At 40.2% G+C, this 15,693-nt stretch carries 17 protein-coding genes and 3 pseudogenes; 19 read left to right on the forward strand and 1 reads right to left on the reverse strand.

The annotated features are described in order from the left end of the window. The 4 genes and pseudogenes from DWX28_RS17785 to DWX28_RS17800 form a co-directional block, all read left to right on the forward strand. A pseudogene (locus tag DWX28_RS17785) lies at positions 1-159 on the forward strand (ParB/RepB/Spo0J family partition protein); the annotation flags it as partial. Positions 160-204: 45 nt separating this feature from the next. Beyond that, positions 205-435, forward strand: coding sequence for a YdbC family protein (locus DWX28_RS17790; protein WP_001206986.1), 231 nt, complete (start codon positions 205-207; stop codon positions 433-435). A gap of 71 nt (positions 436-506) precedes the next feature. After that, positions 507-698 (forward strand): hypothetical protein, encoded by a 192-nt coding sequence (locus DWX28_RS17795; protein ID WP_001820669.1) that lies wholly within the window; start codon positions 507-509, stop codon positions 696-698. 54 nt (positions 699-752) lie between these two features. Next, positions 753-1,814 (forward strand): annotated as a pseudogene (locus DWX28_RS17800) (recombinase family protein); the annotation flags it as partial. A 301-nt stretch (positions 1,815-2,115) separates the two neighbouring features. On the opposite strand, the gene DWX28_RS17805 reads toward DWX28_RS17800, so the two are convergent. Then, on the reverse strand, positions 2,116-2,646 hold the full coding sequence (locus DWX28_RS17805; protein WP_009247529.1) for a helix-turn-helix domain-containing protein: 531 nt from the start codon (positions 2,644-2,646) through the stop codon (positions 2,116-2,118). A 448-nt stretch (positions 2,647-3,094) separates the two neighbouring features. Here DWX28_RS17805 and DWX28_RS17810 point away from each other — a divergent pair, with 448 nt between their 5' ends. From DWX28_RS17810 to DWX28_RS17880, 15 genes and pseudogenes are all read left to right on the forward strand, one after another. Continuing rightward, positions 3,095-3,283, forward strand: a complete 189-nt coding sequence (locus DWX28_RS17810; protein ID WP_009247528.1) for a transcriptional regulator — start codon at positions 3,095-3,097, stop codon at positions 3,281-3,283. Beyond that, positions 3,284-4,375 (forward strand): site-specific integrase, encoded by a 1,092-nt coding sequence (locus DWX28_RS17815; protein WP_009247527.1) that lies wholly within the window; start codon positions 3,284-3,286, stop codon positions 4,373-4,375. Continuing rightward, positions 4,365-4,700, forward strand: a complete 336-nt coding sequence (locus DWX28_RS17820; protein WP_009247526.1) for a plasmid mobilization protein — start codon at positions 4,365-4,367, stop codon at positions 4,698-4,700. The genes DWX28_RS17815 and DWX28_RS17820 overlap by 11 nt, the downstream gene beginning before the upstream one ends. Next, positions 4,690-5,844 (forward strand): AAA family ATPase, encoded by a 1,155-nt coding sequence (locus tag DWX28_RS17825; RefSeq protein WP_009247525.1) that lies wholly within the window; start codon positions 4,690-4,692, stop codon positions 5,842-5,844. The genes DWX28_RS17820 and DWX28_RS17825 overlap by 11 nt, the downstream gene beginning before the upstream one ends. A gap of 355 nt (positions 5,845-6,199) precedes the next feature. After that, on the forward strand, positions 6,200-7,339 hold the full coding sequence (locus DWX28_RS17830; RefSeq protein ID WP_019190307.1) for a plasmid recombination protein: 1,140 nt from the start codon (positions 6,200-6,202) through the stop codon (positions 7,337-7,339). Positions 7,340-7,365: 26 nt separating this feature from the next. Then, positions 7,366-7,743 carry a TnpV protein gene (locus tag DWX28_RS17835; RefSeq protein WP_009247523.1) on the forward strand — a complete coding sequence of 126 codons (378 nt, stop codon included), beginning with the start codon at positions 7,366-7,368 and terminating at the stop codon, positions 7,741-7,743. A 453-nt stretch (positions 7,744-8,196) separates the two neighbouring features. Further along, positions 8,197-9,741, forward strand: coding sequence for an ATP-binding cassette domain-containing protein (locus DWX28_RS17840; protein ID WP_009247522.1), 1,545 nt, complete (start codon positions 8,197-8,199; stop codon positions 9,739-9,741). Between the two features lie 84 nt (positions 9,742-9,825). Next, positions 9,826-10,323, forward strand: coding sequence for a nucleotidyltransferase domain-containing protein (locus DWX28_RS17845; RefSeq protein WP_009247521.1), 498 nt, complete (start codon positions 9,826-9,828; stop codon positions 10,321-10,323). Between the two features lie 215 nt (positions 10,324-10,538). Then, positions 10,539-11,413 (forward strand): annotated as a pseudogene (locus DWX28_RS17850) (DUF4368 domain-containing protein); the annotation flags it as partial. After that, on the forward strand, positions 11,380-12,279 hold the full coding sequence (locus DWX28_RS17855) for a helicase (protein WP_118254378.1): 900 nt from the start codon (positions 11,380-11,382) through the stop codon (positions 12,277-12,279). The pseudogene DWX28_RS17850 and the gene DWX28_RS17855, both read left to right, overlap by 34 nt. Before the next feature lie 77 nt (positions 12,280-12,356). Then, positions 12,357-12,686, forward strand: coding sequence for a DUF6664 family protein (locus DWX28_RS17860; RefSeq protein WP_243002485.1), 330 nt, complete (start codon positions 12,357-12,359; stop codon positions 12,684-12,686). 128 nt (positions 12,687-12,814) lie between these two features. After that, positions 12,815-13,813 carry a toll/interleukin-1 receptor domain-containing protein gene (locus DWX28_RS17865; protein WP_158565340.1) on the forward strand — a complete coding sequence of 333 codons (999 nt, stop codon included), beginning with the start codon at positions 12,815-12,817 and terminating at the stop codon, positions 13,811-13,813. 46 nt (positions 13,814-13,859) lie between these two features. Beyond that, positions 13,860-14,276 carry a hypothetical protein gene (locus tag DWX28_RS17870; RefSeq protein ID WP_118254387.1) on the forward strand — a complete coding sequence of 139 codons (417 nt, stop codon included), beginning with the start codon at positions 13,860-13,862 and terminating at the stop codon, positions 14,274-14,276. A 15-nt stretch (positions 14,277-14,291) separates the two neighbouring features. Then, positions 14,292-14,879 carry a hypothetical protein gene (locus tag DWX28_RS17875; RefSeq protein ID WP_199611866.1) on the forward strand — a complete coding sequence of 196 codons (588 nt, stop codon included), beginning with the start codon at positions 14,292-14,294 and terminating at the stop codon, positions 14,877-14,879. 35 nt (positions 14,880-14,914) lie between these two features. Continuing rightward, positions 14,915-15,433: a hypothetical protein gene (locus DWX28_RS17880; RefSeq protein ID WP_118254390.1), complete on the forward strand. Its 519-nt coding sequence runs from the start codon at positions 14,915-14,917 to the stop codon at positions 15,431-15,433. Positions 15,434-15,693 lie beyond the last annotated feature (260 nt).

The following is a 15,693-nucleotide window of genomic DNA, read 5'->3' on the forward strand; positions in this document are numbered from 1 at the left end:
ACGGAGGAAAAGGGCAACCAGAAAGAAACCTTGAAAATCAACACAAGCAAGCTGAAAAAATACTTTCCGAAGAACACAACGCCGAAGCAGATGGAGGAAACCATCATCAAACTTTTGGAGCGTGAGTTGCAGAGGAAACGCAACCGTGACAGCCGCTAATCTTCTTTTTTCGGGAAGTAAATACAGAGAGTTGAGGTATGGAGAATGAGAGAAATCCAGTATGAAATCGTAAAGGAAATCGCAGTATTGTCTACGGGCGACAGTGGCTACACAAAGGAAATCAATCTCATTTCATGGAATGGGAAAGAGCCGAAGTATGACATCCGCAGCTTTTCCCCGAACCGTGAAAAGTGCGGCAAGGGAATCACGCTGAACGCTGATGAAGCGGCGGCACTCCTTAAAGCATTACAGAAAGAATTAAACAGCGAGGATTAATGGTATCTGATTGGCAGGGCGGGGACATTTCCAAACTCTTCCCTGCCCTGTCTGGAAAGGAAGATTTAAGTATGGGCGAGGATAAGAAAGCAGATAAAAAGAGAAAGCGTATCGTGCCAAAAGCACCAGTGCAGATGATAATCAGCCGTGAATATGTCGGCACACAGACCGTTACAGAAGCGTTTGTCCCGATTATCTCCGAGGATATTCGGAAGAAGATTGCCGAGGGCGACACCTTCGACAATGAGGGGCTGTCCGCTTAGAATGTACGCAATGGGACATGAAAACAGATAGGACAGATACGGAGGTTTTACAGTATGGCAGGAATCAAAGAAGAAAAGAAAATCTATTTAGTCGGCATTTATTGCCGCTTATCTAAAGACGATGGTACGGATAACGAGAGTGCGAGCATTGCGACACAGAAATCCATCCTCACGGATTATGTGAAAAAGCAGGGATGGCACATAGCAAAAACGTATGTGGACGATGGTTATTCTGGTACAAATTTCCAAAGACCAAGTTTCCAGAATATGATAAAAGACATTGAAAGCGGTCTGATAAACTGCGTGATTACGAAAGATTTATCCCGTCTGGGGAGAAACTATCTTGATTGTGGGTTATATCTGGAAGTTTTCTTCCCAGAGCATAACGTGAGGTATATAGCGGTCAATGACGGCGTAGATACCTTGAATAAATCTGCTATGGACATCACGCCTTTCCGCAACATTTTAAACGAAATGTATGCCGCTGACATATCTGTTAAGATAAAATCGGCATATCGGGCGAGGTTTCAACAGGGGAAATTCATGGGAACTACCGCCCCTTATGGCTATATCAAAGACCCTGCCGACCACAACCATCTGCTGATAGATGATAAAGTGGCACATGTTGTAAAAGAGATATTCGACCTTGCATTAAAAGGGAATGGAGTTGCCAAAATTTGCAGACATCTTAATAAACAGCATATCCTACGCCCTGCCGCTTATGCGGCGGAGCGTGGCGAAACAGGCTTTGAACGTCATTTTGAGGGGAACGAGGACAAACGCTATATTTGGAGTGGGAACAGCGTGAGGAGCATTTTAAGAAGCCCGATATATGCGGGAAATCTTGTAGGCTACAAACGGATTGCCGCCAATATGAAAAGCAAGAAACGCCCCTCTAAGCTGCCCGAAGAATGGGAAGTGATACCCAATACCCATGAGGGAATAGTCACGCAGGAGGAATTTGATATTGTCCAACAGCTTATTACAAGTCGTAGGCTTCCACAGAACAAGGGAGGATTTGTAAATATTTTTGCAGGCGTTATCAAGTGTGTGGACTGCGGATGTGCTCTGCGGGCAATGAACGTACACAGGAGGAAACGCCCAGAGATTATCGAGTTTGAATAAATCGAGTTGCTTAAAAAAGCCAGTGTTTATGCGGGTTTCAGCGATTTCGATTAGTCTTTTGATAACAAATTGATAACAGTCATAGCAAGTGCCATTATTCTTGTTATCCAGTGGTTTATGGGTAACGGAACAATTAACAGGTGGCTTGCAGACTAAAGTTCGGAGCTTGGCTCTGAACAAATTCCATATTATAAACTAAGCCCTTAGCTGTGGTTAATAACCATAGTTAAGGGCTTTTTTGTCGTTGCCAAAGCATCTGTAGGGAGCTGCCAGTGGCAGGTCCTGTAGGTGCTTATTTATCTTTCAAGTGGTCTTTGAATGCTTCCACGAGAGCGTCACTTAATTCCTGTGATGGAACTTTTGCCCAACGCTGTGTGGTGTCGAACTCTGGATAATGGTAACGCCAGTTATCGTATTCTTCTCTGTTGATTTCTTCGGAAGATAGCTTGTCTGCCTGTTCTTTCCAAGCATACAGCATTTTGAGGAGTTCATATGCTTCTCTGCCTTTGTCCTTGTTGACCTTTAAGCATACCTCTCCGTCTGCTTCACTGACAGTAAGACCGTAAATATCTTCAAGGGTAAACAGAGTGTGCATAAGACCGATATAGCTGTCTATGTCAGGAACATCAAGAGCCTGTGGAGAAACATCAAGCACCTGTGCCAATGCATTTGTAAGGTCTGCTTTCGGTTTGCGTGTACCAGTTTCGTACTGTGCCAAACGCACATCAGCACTCTTTTCTGGAAAACCGATTGCTGTACCGAGATACTTTTGTGTCATACCACGCATTAGTCTGAAAAAATGTATTCTTTCGCTGATAGCCATAATGATACGCTCCTTTTATATTTAGTGAAATAAGTATAGCAGAAATGTTTAGTGGAAGTCAAGAAAAACCGAAACAAAAATGTTTAATATTTTCTTTGCAACCACTTGACAATAGCAAATATGTTTAGTAAAATAAATTACGAATTAAACAAATATGCTTAATGCGACAACTGAATGACCGTCCGAAAAGCCAAACCGCCAAGACCTCGTCGGAGCAAGTTCCGTATCGTTCGCTTGTGTGCAAGCACAAAAGCTCATTCGCTGCACTGCTCCTCCTCTTCCCCAAAAGTCTCCGACTTTTCGGGAACCCCTATACGAGCGAGCGCCTGATGTACTGCGGTGCATTGGGACAGCACAGCGCCTGCCGACAAGCAGGAGTGCCTGTTGGAACTTTAACACGGAGAAAGCGGCAAGCAAAAAATTATTTTAAGAAAGGAAGAAAAAGGATATGGAAAACAGATTTATCCGAGCCGAAGATGTGGCTCAGGAACTAAACGTATCAAAACCTTATGCATATAAACTCATCAGACAATTAAATGAGGAATTGAAAGCAAAGGGCTTTATTACGATTGCAGGGCGTGTAAATCGCCAGTATTTTTACGAAAGGCTCTACGGAGCAGGAAAGGGGGAAATGTAAATGCCGGTATTTAAGAATGAAGATAACGGTACTTGGTATGTGATGGCAAGGTATGTGAACTGGAAAGGGGAACGCAAGCAGAAATGCAAGCGTGGCTTTGCTACCAAACGAGAAGCACAGGAATGGGAAAGAATGTTCAAATTGCAGACTTCTTCAGACCTTGATATGAGTTTTGAAGCCTTTACGGAGCTTTATATCAATGATGTGAAGAACCGTTTGAAGGAAAACACGTGGCTTACCAAAGAGCATATCATACGCACAAAGATACTTCCGTATTTCGGGAAACTGAAAATCAGCGAGATTTCCACAAAGGAGATTATTACTTGGCAGAATGAAATGCTTGCCTATCGTGATGAGAAGAAAAAGCCTTATTCACAGACGTATCTGAAAACGCTGCACAATCAGTTGTCCGCCATTTTCAATCACGCTGTCCGCTACTATGAACTGCGTTCCAATCCTGCGGCAAAGGTGGGAAATATGGGACGTGAGGAACACAAGGAAATGCTGTTCTGGACAAAGGAAGAATACAAGAAATTCTCTTTTGAGATGATGGACAAGCCTGTTTCCTTTTATGCGTTTGAAATGCTTTACTGGTGCGGTATCCGAGAGGGCGAGCTGTTAGCTTTGACTCCGGCAGATTTCAACTTTGATAAGGAAACAGTCACAATCAATAAATCCTATCAGCGTTTGAAAGGGCAGGATGTGATTACTTCTCCGAAAACGAAAAAGAGCAACCGCACGATTAAAATGCCGAAGTTTCTGTGTGAGGAAATGAAAGAATATCTCGGTATGCTTTACGGATTGAAGAAGAAAGACCGTATCTTTACGGTGACGAAAAGCTATCTTCATCACGAGATGGACAGAGGGGCAAAGGCGGCAGGCGTGAAGCGTATCCGCATTCACGATCTCCGTCACAGCCACATTTCACTCTTGATTGATATGGGCTTTTCTGCGGTGGCGATTGCTGACCGAGTTGGTCACGAAAGTATTGATATTACTTATCAGTACGCACACCTCTTTCCGTCAAAGCAGATTGAGATGGCAGAAAAATTAGATGATTTAGGGAAAGGAGATTTTGAAAATGTCAGCTAAGAACAGAGATAACAAAAATCGTTGGAGGAATATCACAGTAGGGTTTCGAGTATCGCCCGAAGAAAACGAACTCATTAACAGAGCTGTAGCTCTATCAGGATTGCCAAAACAGGAGTATTGTTACCGCCGTTGCTTAAATCAGGATGTGGTGGTACAGGGCAATCCGAGAGTGTATAAGGCGTTGAAAACGGAATTTGCCACAGTCCTTGCGGAACTGAAAAGGATTGAAGCAGGAAAAGGTGTGGATGATGAACTGCTGAGTGTAATAGAACTGATTTCCATTATTCTCGGCGGTTTGAAAGGAGAGGATGCGAATGGAGAATAAAAAAGAAATGACTATTCCAAATGTATCTGCGGCAACAGATGCGGAACAGTCACTTTCCAAATGTACTGACAATAGTATAGTCAATCAGGATACGGATTTCAAGGGGTACGAGCAATCTTTTGAAGAAATGCAAAGGGAAATACTCAGACAGTTAGACCCTTCCTATCTGAAAACAGTATCAATGACAACGCTGTATGATACGGTGTTTGAGGTTCAGACACCACTTATCGACGGTCTGCTCCAAAGGGGAACTTACCTTTTCGTAGGTTCCCCGAAAGTGGGAAAGAGCTTTATGATGGCACAGCTTGCCTATCATATCAGCACAGGCACACCGCTTTGGGAGTATAAGGTGCGTAAGGCAACGGTGCTTTATTTTGCCCTTGAAGATGATTACCCACGTTTGCAGAAGCGATTGTTTCAGATGTTCGGTGCAAAGGAGACAGGCAATCTGTATTTCGCAACGGAATGTAAAACGGTCAATGGCGGACTGGAAGAACAGATAAGAGGGTTTATGAGGGAACACCCAGACACAGGCTTGATTATCATAGACACCTTAAAGCGTGTGCGTGAAGCAGGCGGAGCAGATTACAGCTACGCAAGTGATTATGATGTTGTGGCAAGGCTGAAAGCGTTGGCAGACAGTTACAAGGTTTCAATGCTTATTGTTCATCATACACGCAAACAAAAATCGGAAGATATATTCGATATGATTTCAGGCACGAATGGTCTGATGGGTGCGGCAGACGGTGCATTTGTTCTCAGTAAGGACAAGCGTACTTCCAACAATGCCACACTTGATGTTGCTGGCAGAGACCAGCAGGATATGAAAATCCATCTTGTAAGGGACAGCGAGCGATTGGTGTGGAACTTTGCAAAATCGGAAACGGAGATGTGGAAAGAACCGCCCGAACCTCTGCTTGAGAAGATAGCGGATACGCTCTTTTCGGAAAGTGACAGATGGGAAGGAACTGCTTCGGAACTTTGCGAAAGGCTTGCGGTGGATATAAAGCCGAATGTACTTTCTTTAAGGCTCAGTATCAACGCAAGCAGGCTGTTTCGTGATTACGGTATCCGTTATCAGAACAGCCGCACACACGACGGAAGAAAGGTTTCACTTTGGAAAGAAACCGAGCAGACGGCGTGACAAACGGTGTCAAAGGTGTCAATGTTTTTGAGAGCAGCACGCTGTGAAAAACATTGTCACCATCGTCACACTTTGACACCGGATAAAGTTTAGGGGAGTGTGCAGAGAGTGCCTTTTCAAAGGCGGCTCTTTGGTCTCGCCTGCTGGCTCGGTCGGTTCGCAGGCGTGTGTGCCACCGGCACACGCTCACCCCTCGGAGAGCCTTCGGAGAACGCAAAACCTGTTTACAGGTCGCATTTTTGATGGGTGTACCCGTCAAAAGTGCTTTTGCGTTACTTTTGACAAAAGTAACAAAACCTGAGAATGTTGAAATTTACAGATGGGAGATGAAAAAATGCAGAGAACGATAAGTGCAATGGTCGGTAAAGGCTCGGTCAATCACAATAGCCGAAAGTTCCGAGCAGAAAATGTAGACGGAACTCGTACTCATCTCAATATCGACTACTGCAATGAAAATATAAAGACAGTTTATCACGAATTGTTTGATGAAGCATTGGAAAGATACAATGCCAAGCAGATAAGGTCAGACCGAAAGATAAAAGATTATTATGAAAAAATCCGAAGTTCCAAGCAGGAAAAACCGTTCCACGAAATCATTTTACAGGTGGGCGGTAAGGGAAATATGAACGCCGATACGGAAAACGGAGAACTGGCAAAGCAGATTTTAGATGAATACTATCAGGGTTTTCAGGAGCGAAATCCACAGCTTCGGGTGTTCTCGGCTCATCTGCATATGGATGAAGCTACACCACATCTGCACATAGATTTTGTACCTTTTACCACAGGCAGCAAGCGTGGACTTGATACAAGAGTGTCACTAAAGCAGGCTCTTGCAACGCAAGGTTTTAAGGGCGGCAGTCGTGGCGATACGGAGTGGTCGCAATGGATACAGTCCGAAAAAGAACAGCTTGCGGCGGTGATGGAACGTTATGGGATTGAGTGGGAACATTTAGGCACACACGAAAAACATCTTTCTGTTTTGGATTATAAAAAGCAGGAAAGAGAAAAAGAAGTGGCGGCATTAGGTGCGAAAATCGAGCAGAAACAGATTGAATTTGATGTGTTGTCGGAACGAGTATTGAACTATGATAAGGCAAAAGACGAGCTGTCAAATCTTGAAATAGAGCTTGATACTGCACCGAAATATCAGTTGCCAGAACCAGAGAAATTTATGACTGCAAAGGCATATAAAACCAAAATGGCAGAGCCGGTTGTAAGGAAATTGAAGCAACTTGTCAAAACGGTGCTTGCCCGCTGCTTTGAGGGGTGGGACAACTATCATAGGCTGAATACAGCGAATGCACAGTTATACCGCACCAATCAGCGTTTGGAGAAAGTCAATGAAAGATTGACCGAAGAAAACAAAATCCTAAAAGCAGAAAATAAAGATTACAGCCTGCTCCGTAAGGTTTTTGGTCGCAAACAGATAGATGATTTGTTGGAGCAGGCAAGAACAGTTAAAGGTCGCAAGCGTGATAATACACGATCACGATAGACAAAAATCACAGGAGGAAAAGGAAAATGACAAAGACAATTTTTGAAGAAATGGGCGGAACTTATAGACAGGTGGGTGATTATTTATTGCCGAACATCACAGTACCAGCCGAAGAAGAAATAGAGCCGATTGGTTTATGGGGGAAACGACATGCAAGGCATTTAAAGGAACACTATAAAGTGTTATATATGAACCTGCTGACAAGCGGAAAGCTGCATAGTTATCTTGCAGAAGTCGATAAGCAAGCAGAGGATATGTTTCTTCGACTGGTAAAGGAATATGCCGACAGACAAGATGTGACGGAACAATTAAAGAAAGATAATCCCTACGAATGGATTGGAAGAATGAATAATATTCAGGCTTGTGTGAGGGAAGTTGTAGGAACGGAGTTGATTTACACATAAGCGTTTTACGGTATGGTGCTCCTGCGTTTGCTGGAGTGCTGTGGTTGTGGTTGTAAAGAGGTTGTGAAAGATTGAATTTCGTAATGGTTGGATGTATAATTAGGAAGTGAAAATTTTAATTTGCACTTCCATAAGGTGAAATGTATTGACACAAAAAATACAGTATGATAGTATTGCCATTAGAAGAAAGAAAGGCACATTTTGTGTAAGGTGAGGAAATGATTAATAGATAATTTGATTTAAGTAAGACACATATAGTTATTGAGCCTGTAGAGAATAGGTTTGTTTTGTGTACGCTTAAGTTGGATTATCGCAAGAGGCATTTCCTTTGTTTTCCTTTTGGAAAAGAAATAAGGGGCTATTTAGCGAGTCTATTTTTGCGTATGCAAAAAAGACTCGTTTTTGTGTGTTCAAAATAATAATTGGCTCAGACTTCGAAAAGGAGAAACTTTAATGTTGCAGATAAAAAAATTAAATTTAACACATAAAAAAGACCTGAGAATAATTCTTAATGATTTCAACCTTGTGCTAAATGATGGAGATAAGGCAGTTATTATTGGAGAAGAGGGAAATGGGAAATCGACATTAATGAAGTGGATATACAATCCGTCGCTTGTAGAAAACTATATAGAAGCAGATGGGGAAAGGATAATGGGACACGAACGTCTTGGTTATCTTCCGCAGGAGATGCTCGATGAAGATAAGGAAAAAACAATATACGAATATTTTTCTGAAGAGGAAATATTCTGGGAGAAAACGCCTAAAGAATTGTCTGTTATTGCGGGAAAATTTGGAATGAAAAATGATTTTTTCTACAGTAACCAGACAATGGGTAGTCTTTCAGGAGGCGAAAAAGTCAAGACACAACTTATGAGGCTTTTCATTCGCGATGTTTCTGTGCTGTTGTTGGACGAACCTTCCAATGACATCGACATTGCGACGCTTACATTACTGGAAAAAATCATAAATGACTGGAAGCACATTGTGCTTTTTATTTCACACGATGAAACGCTGATAGAGCGTACTGCCAACATGGTGATACATATCGAGCAGATTATACGAAAAACAAAGGCGAGATATACCGTGGCAAAGCTTCCCTATAGACGCTATGTGGAAGAACGGCTTCATAAATTTGAAATCCAAAAACAGCGGGCACTGAGTGACCGTAGGGAGAAAAAGATTCGCGATGAAAAATATCAAAGAGTTATGCAGAGTGTACAAGGTGCATTAAGAAGTTGTACCAGACAAGCACCGTCTGTTGCCAAAAACTTAAAGGACAAAATGCATACGGTTAAGGCAATGGAACGAAGATTTGAAAAAGAAGATGAAAATATGACTCAGATGCCGGAACAGGAAGAAGCAATCTTTGTCAAATTAGGGGATGAAAACTCACACATTCCCGCAGGAAAAACGGTCATAGAATATGAACTTTCAAAGCTTGTGACTCCGGATGGCAAAAGAATTTTAGCAGAAGGAATTCATTTAAAAATAAAAGGTTCAGAAAAAATCTGTATGATAGGAGCCAACGGGGCAGGAAAAACGACTCTTCTAAAAAAGATAGCGGAAGAACTCCTAAATCGGAATGACATTAAAGCAGAATATATGCCTCAAACTTATGAAGACCTGCTGGATTTGGATGTTACACCGGTTGATTACCTTGATAAAACAGGAGATAAAGAAGAGCGTACAAGAATTAGAACATACCTTGGTTCACTTAAATACACACCAGATGAAATGGAGCATCCGATTCGGGAGTTATCAGGCGGACAAAAGGCGAAAGTGCTTCTCTTGAGGATGAGCTTAAGTGGTGCAAATGTTCTTATTCTGGATGAACCGACAAGAAATTTTTCACCATTGTCCGGTCCGGTAATAAGAAAAATGCTCCGAGAATTTCCGGGGGCTGTCATTAGCATTTCTCACGATAGAAAGTATATTGAAGAGGTGTGCGATAAAATATATCAGCTAAATCCTAATGGATTACAGCTAATTGGTGATTGATAACAAAAAGGATGAAAGACTGACAAATTTCAGGCTTTTAGTGAGTTGGAAAGCATACAAAGATTTGAATTTGGAGGATAGATTATGGTACGTACAGAAGATGCATGTGAAATTATAAAATATGCTTTGCAAAACGAAATTAAAGTATATTTAGATGGCGGATGGGGTGTTGATGCACTTCTTAAAAGAGAATCAAGAATACACAATGATATTGATTTGTTTGTTGAACTGAAACATTATCATGATTATATTTATGTGATTAAGCAGCATGGATTTGAGGAAGTAAATACTGATTATACAACGGATGGTCATACTGTCTGGAAAGATGATAAACAAAGAATCATTGATTTACATTGTTTTGAATTTACAGATGACGGAATTGTTTATGAGGGAGATATATTTCCATCAAAAACTTTTTCCGGTATTGGAAAAGTTGGAGATATAACTGTTTCTTGTATTGAACCATTGAGTCAGGTAATGCTTCATTTGGGATATGAACACGATAAAAATGATGTGCATGATGTGATGCTGTTGTGTGAAACATTTCAAATAGCAATACCAGATGAATATAAGGAAAAGTAAAATTTCAGTTTTGTGTTGAATCTCTAAGCAAAATAGCTTATAATTTGACATGCTACATATAGTTATTATCCACAGTTATCGAGTAGGTGTTATCAATGCCGATAACAAAATGATAACATTAGCTCGTATAGGCAGGATAATATGGATATATCAAATAATCAAAAGAACGAGAAACATTACAGAGAATAATTCCTAAACAAAAAGCGTTAGTCTTTGTAGACTGTGTACAGTATTCATGTAATAATTATGCAAGAAACGGAAGAAGCGAGTGTAGTGCCCACAATATAGAAGCAAGGGATTTATTCAATGCCGTTCTTGCCGACATCAACTGTTTTGCGGATATGGCAGTGAATGATGAAAAGGCGGTCAGGGCCATAGAAAAGCGGCTCACGGAAACAGACCAGAGCAGGGCGAAAGCATTAGAGAAAGAACGTAAGAAGCTGAACAAACGCCTTGCGGAACTGGACAGGCTGTTTTCCTCTCTCTACGAGGATAAGGTCATGGAGCGTATTACCGAGCGGAATTTTGAGATGATGTCGGGGAAATACCAGAAAGAGCAGCTTGAAATTGAAGCAAGGCTGAAAGAGGTGACGGAAACTCTTAATGAAAGCTACGAGAAATCACGGGGAATCCGTGACTTCCTCGCCCTTATCCGAAATTATCAAGGCTTAAAAGAACTGGATGCAACAGTTATAAACGCACTCATAGACAAGATACTTGTTTCGGAGCGTGAGAAGATGGCAGACGGAACAGTGAAGCAGGAAATCAAGATTTACTATAAATTCATCGGCTTTGTCGATGAATTACATATCATACCTACAAAACGGTGGGCAGCAATGCCCGCTAAAAATTGTACGGTGTGCGGCGTTGAATATGTCCCGGGCTCTGGTGCATCAAGGTATTGTCCTGCTTGTGCCAAGAAGATACGGAGGGAGAAATCAAACGAGAGCAAACGCAGGAGCAGAGAACAGAAAAGGATAGCATGTATGAACTGTCCGCAAAAAATGACCGACTGACCTTGAACAAAGGCAGGGACGTATTGAACGGCAGGGCAATATGTTCTCAGAGGTGGAGGTTTACCGTTATGTGACCGAGCAGACTTTTGATGCCTATCTCTATCAGTTGGTGGAGAGTAAGCAGAAATTTATCAGCCAGATAATGACGAGCAAAAGCCCTATCCGTTCTGTCGAAGATGTGGACGAGGTTGCCCTGTCCTTTGCGGAGGTTAAAATGCTTGCCACAGGCGATGCCCGTTTTAAGGAAAAGATGGATTTGGATATACAGGTATCAAAGCTCCGAGTGTTAAAGCAGAGTTACCTTTCCGAACATTACGACCTTGAGGACAGGGTGCTGAAATACTATCCAAAGACTATCAAGGAGTATGAGGAACGCATTGCAGGCTATGAAAATGATGCAATTCTTGCCGAGCAGCATAAGCCGCAGGGCGAGGATAAGTTCTGCCCGATGACCCTAAAAGGCGTGACCTACACCGAAAAAGCAGACGCAGGCGAAATGCTCCTTGCAATCTGCAAGGACTATCCGATGTCTGCACCTACCGAAATCGGCAGCTATCGAGGTTTCCAAATGGAGATTTATTATGATACCGTCAACGCCCATTACTGTATGAACCTTTGCGGAAAAGCAAAGCATAAGGTTGATTTAGGTGCTGATGCCCTCGGAAATCTGACCCGAATCGAGAACGAGCTGTCAAAGCTCCCCGTCAGACTGGAAGCAGCTAAGACCAAAAAGGCGGAAACTATCGCACAGCTTGAAACCGCAAAGGAGGAAATCAAGAAGCCTTTTGCCTTTGAAGATGAGCTGAAAGAAAAAACAGAACGGCTGAACGCTCTTAACATTGAGCTGAATCTGAATGAAAAAGATACTTCCGTTATGGATACCGAGCCAGAGCAGGCAGAAGAACAGCCCGAAAGAAAATGTGCAAGTCGAGAGAGATAATGCGGTTTGCATATTTGTATTGCTGATTTCTGGGAAGTATAATAGGTGTAGATTAGTAAATGTCGGAGGTGAAAGGTGTGCTTGATAATTTCAGATTTGAAACCTTTGTTGATGTGCATAGCAACATCTTTGCTGAATATCTAAGCTCCGTTATCGCAAAGCTGCCCAAAGAAAATCCAGAATACCATTTCATAGAGGAAAGGATAGAGAAACTCTACAAGGAGTATCCAAAAGTGATGGAGGCTCTGGATACGGAAAAGCCGAGCGATTTATCCGAGCAGGAGTGTAAGGCTTTGATAGAAGTTTTGGAGCTTCGGAATAGGCTCAGCGATATGCAGCAGGAAGCAATCTATTTCAGAGGGTGCTATGACAGCGTTGGATATCTCAAAAAGGCAGGAATTTTATAACCAAGAACGGCGGCATTGGCGTGGAGCTGATGCCGCTTTTACATAGTTGTCACCGTTGGTAAAAATATACAAGATTTTGTGCTATAATAAAGATGCCTTATAAAGAAAATTTAGAGAAAGGTGATTATATGAATATTTTTATATCATATTCGCATATAGACAAGGAATTTGCCCTTAAACTGTCATCAGCGTTAGAAGCCGATGGCTACGATGTATTTATTGACAACAAAATTCCCATTGGAAACAACATATACAAAGATATTGGCAAAGGAATTGCGAAGGCTGATGCGGTAATTGTTGTGATTTCAAAAAATTCTAATGGAAGCCACTTTGTGGCGAATGAAACTATATCCATGTTGTCATTTTTAGACAAAGGGAGAATACCGTTAGTTATACCTGTAGTTTTAGGAAAGGATACCCCTTTACCAGCAGACCTAAATAGGTTTAATTATATTGTTATTCCATATGAGAGTAAAGAGGACAATAGTAACGATTTGTCAATAGAATATGGTGTGCATGGACAAAAAGTAAGGTTAGACAAGTCATTAGAGAAAGATGCTATTGAAAAAATAAGACTAATTCTTGCGGCACATGATGAGAAAATAAAGCGGGGTGAAGAAGAACGAAGAAAATCCGAGGAAAAAGTAAAGACGGGCTTATCAAAGTACATAGAGGATGTTTTTACTAATTTGAAAGAAAGCGAAAAAAGAAATAAAAAATTTGCCTTCTGGCTATATTTAGTTTCGATTGTTTCTTTGATTGCTACGATTGTCATTGCCGTTATTTTTGTCGCAAATAGAGATTGGCAAACAGAAAATATTGGATATATGATAGCATATGGCGTTACTTGCTTGTTCATTATTATCATATTGATTTCATTATCTAAATTACTATTTACACTTGCTAAGTCCTTTATGGTTGAAGCGATAAGATGCTCAGATAGGATACACGCTATTTCTTTTGGTAAATTCTTTTTGGATGCATATGGAGCAGAAGCATCTCGTGAAGAAGTACTGAAAGCATTTGGTTCTTGGAATATAGATAATGGTAGTACATCGTTTAGAAATCAATCTGGGGAAGATTATGACCCTAAAATAGCTGAGATTATAAATATTTTGAAAAAATAAAACAAGTCCAGTGAAATAATAAGAAACATATTGTGGAGGTGATAAATTGAATACGGCAATATTGGAAGTGCTTATATCAGTTATTTCATCATTTTTAGGAGTAAACTTAAAAGACATAAAGGCAAGCCTAAACAAAGAGAACTTAAAGACATCAGAAGATAATGTAATAAGTGTAAGCATTGATTCTGTTAGCAAGAATCTGCAAGATTCTAAAGAAATTATTGAAAATGCACTACTTGAAATTGAGAAACAAAAAAAGTTGTTTGAACAGATGAAACAGGAAGCAGAAATTAGCCAACAAATAACAACCATGAATCAAGAACAAGTGAATGCCTTAAATACTCTTCTGGAAAACACATTAAATAAGCAGGAAAAAAAGACTTTTCCCAAAACACTTTTATGGAATCTATTTTTCTGTTTACTTAGTGCCATATTAGGATATATATTAGGAAAATTGTTGTAAGGAAAGGAGAGAAAAATGGATAACAGAATTACTATTATATTAGAATTGCTTTCTGCAGGCGTAATAGCATCCTTAGTTGCAGGTATCTTTTCCTTAATTATTGCATTTAAGAATAATAAGCGTTTAGTAGAGCTTGAAAAAAGCAAGCAAAAATTTACTGTAAATCAAGAACGATATAAAGGATTGAGAGAGGCTTATGCCGAATTGCTTAATGTATTACCAGAGGAAAAACTTTTAAGGCATATTATTATAAATTTACCTTCTCAAAAAAATTTTCAAGAAAATGGACTTTCAGAAGCCTATGAAGCAGCAGATATGAATATGAAAATTATGTATTCACATTTTCAAAAGCATGGTTATTTGCTTTCGGATGATGAACAGAAAGAGATTATTAAATTGATTGATGTGATTGACACTATTACAAAAAGTATTATTGATATTAGTTTGGGCTTGCAAGTGTATGATGTTGGGAATGAAGAAAATGAAGATGCTTCGGTAGATAAAGTTCACAAAAAAATTTTGGAAAGAATATTAAAAGTAACCGAGTTTGAAGAAACATATTACAATTTATTTAAAAACAATTTGAGTAAGCTTTCAAAATAAAAAACACAGATTTTAAGTTGCAAGGAGAAGCAATAATGGAGTTAAATGAATTTTTTACTACGGTTATTCTTACAGCAGCAGTATTTGCTGCACTTGTTACATCAATAGCCAATATAATTATTTCGCTGATGAATAATTGGCGACTAAAAAAAATAGAAAAACAAAAGCAAATGAATGAAATTGATAAGTATAGATATAGTAGACTATATGAATTAATATTGAATTGGCATAAATATGATTCTGCCCCAAGAGGGGATACTGCCGAAGAAATAGCTTTTTATAGATTGCTTAATTTGTTTATGGACGATTCTGGGCGTTATGAAATAGCAAAACCTTTGTTAGACAAATGCTATATTGAAGAATTAGAGGTAAAAAAAACAGAAGGCGAAAAATTACTGAATGACTTAGTTGGAGCTGAATTACCAGATGGAACACACTCAGAGGAGTTTCCTGCCATTAAACAAAGGTATTTTGACATTGCAAAAGAGTTTTCAAAAATGTTGAAAACGGTAATCAACTGTCAACTTGAGGAGTTATTATGTAAGAGCAATTAAGACAAATTTGAAAAAGATACTTATTTACATAGCCGAGAGGTTTTCTTAATGGAAAATCCCTCGGCTTTTTCTATTTCAGGAGGTGATTTTATTTGAATGAGAAGTAACCGACCCTATGTGCAGATTGATCCTTCCGTGATTGAGCAGGCACGGCAGATGGACTTGCTTTCCTACTTGCAGAGGTATGAGCCGAGCACCCTAATATAATGGTATCGTAATTTAAGACACTTCAAGAGACATTTCTTAATGAATCTGATATA

Source organism: Blautia sp. AF19-10LB (assembly GCF_003461245.1).
Lineage (GTDB): Bacteria > Bacillota > Clostridia > Lachnospirales > Lachnospiraceae > Blautia_A > Blautia_A intestinihominis.

What these genes read in the sequence shown, in the direction of transcription:
- DWX28_RS17790 (WP_001206986.1), top strand. Translation starts at nt 205, where the DNA reads ATGAGAGAAATCCAGTATGAAATCGTAAAGGAAATCGCAGTATTGTCT.
- DWX28_RS17795 (WP_001820669.1), top strand. Translation starts at nt 507, where the DNA reads ATGGGCGAGGATAAGAAAGCAGATAAAAAGAGAAAGCGTATCGTGCCA.
- DWX28_RS17805 (WP_009247529.1), bottom strand. Translation starts at nt 2,646, where the DNA reads ATGGCTATCAGCGAAAGAATACATTTTTTCAGACTAATGCGTGGTATG.
- DWX28_RS17810 (WP_009247528.1), top strand. Translation starts at nt 3,095, where the DNA reads ATGGAAAACAGATTTATCCGAGCCGAAGATGTGGCTCAGGAACTAAAC.
- DWX28_RS17815 (WP_009247527.1), top strand. Translation starts at nt 3,284, where the DNA reads ATGCCGGTATTTAAGAATGAAGATAACGGTACTTGGTATGTGATGGCA.
- DWX28_RS17820 (WP_009247526.1), top strand. Translation starts at nt 4,365, where the DNA reads ATGTCAGCTAAGAACAGAGATAACAAAAATCGTTGGAGGAATATCACA.
- DWX28_RS17825 (WP_009247525.1), top strand. Translation starts at nt 4,690, where the DNA reads ATGGAGAATAAAAAAGAAATGACTATTCCAAATGTATCTGCGGCAACA.
- DWX28_RS17830 (WP_019190307.1), top strand. Translation starts at nt 6,200, where the DNA reads ATGGTCGGTAAAGGCTCGGTCAATCACAATAGCCGAAAGTTCCGAGCA.
- DWX28_RS17835 (WP_009247523.1), top strand. Translation starts at nt 7,366, where the DNA reads ATGACAAAGACAATTTTTGAAGAAATGGGCGGAACTTATAGACAGGTG.
- DWX28_RS17840 (WP_009247522.1), top strand. Translation starts at nt 8,197, where the DNA reads ATGTTGCAGATAAAAAAATTAAATTTAACACATAAAAAAGACCTGAGA.
- DWX28_RS17845 (WP_009247521.1), top strand. Translation starts at nt 9,826, where the DNA reads ATGGTACGTACAGAAGATGCATGTGAAATTATAAAATATGCTTTGCAA.
- DWX28_RS17855 (WP_118254378.1), top strand. Translation starts at nt 11,380, where the DNA reads ATGTTCTCAGAGGTGGAGGTTTACCGTTATGTGACCGAGCAGACTTTT.
- DWX28_RS17865 (WP_158565340.1), top strand. Translation starts at nt 12,815, where the DNA reads ATGAATATTTTTATATCATATTCGCATATAGACAAGGAATTTGCCCTT.
- DWX28_RS17875 (WP_199611866.1), top strand. Translation starts at nt 14,292, where the DNA reads ATGGATAACAGAATTACTATTATATTAGAATTGCTTTCTGCAGGCGTA.
- DWX28_RS17880 (WP_118254390.1), top strand. Translation starts at nt 14,915, where the DNA reads ATGGAGTTAAATGAATTTTTTACTACGGTTATTCTTACAGCAGCAGTA.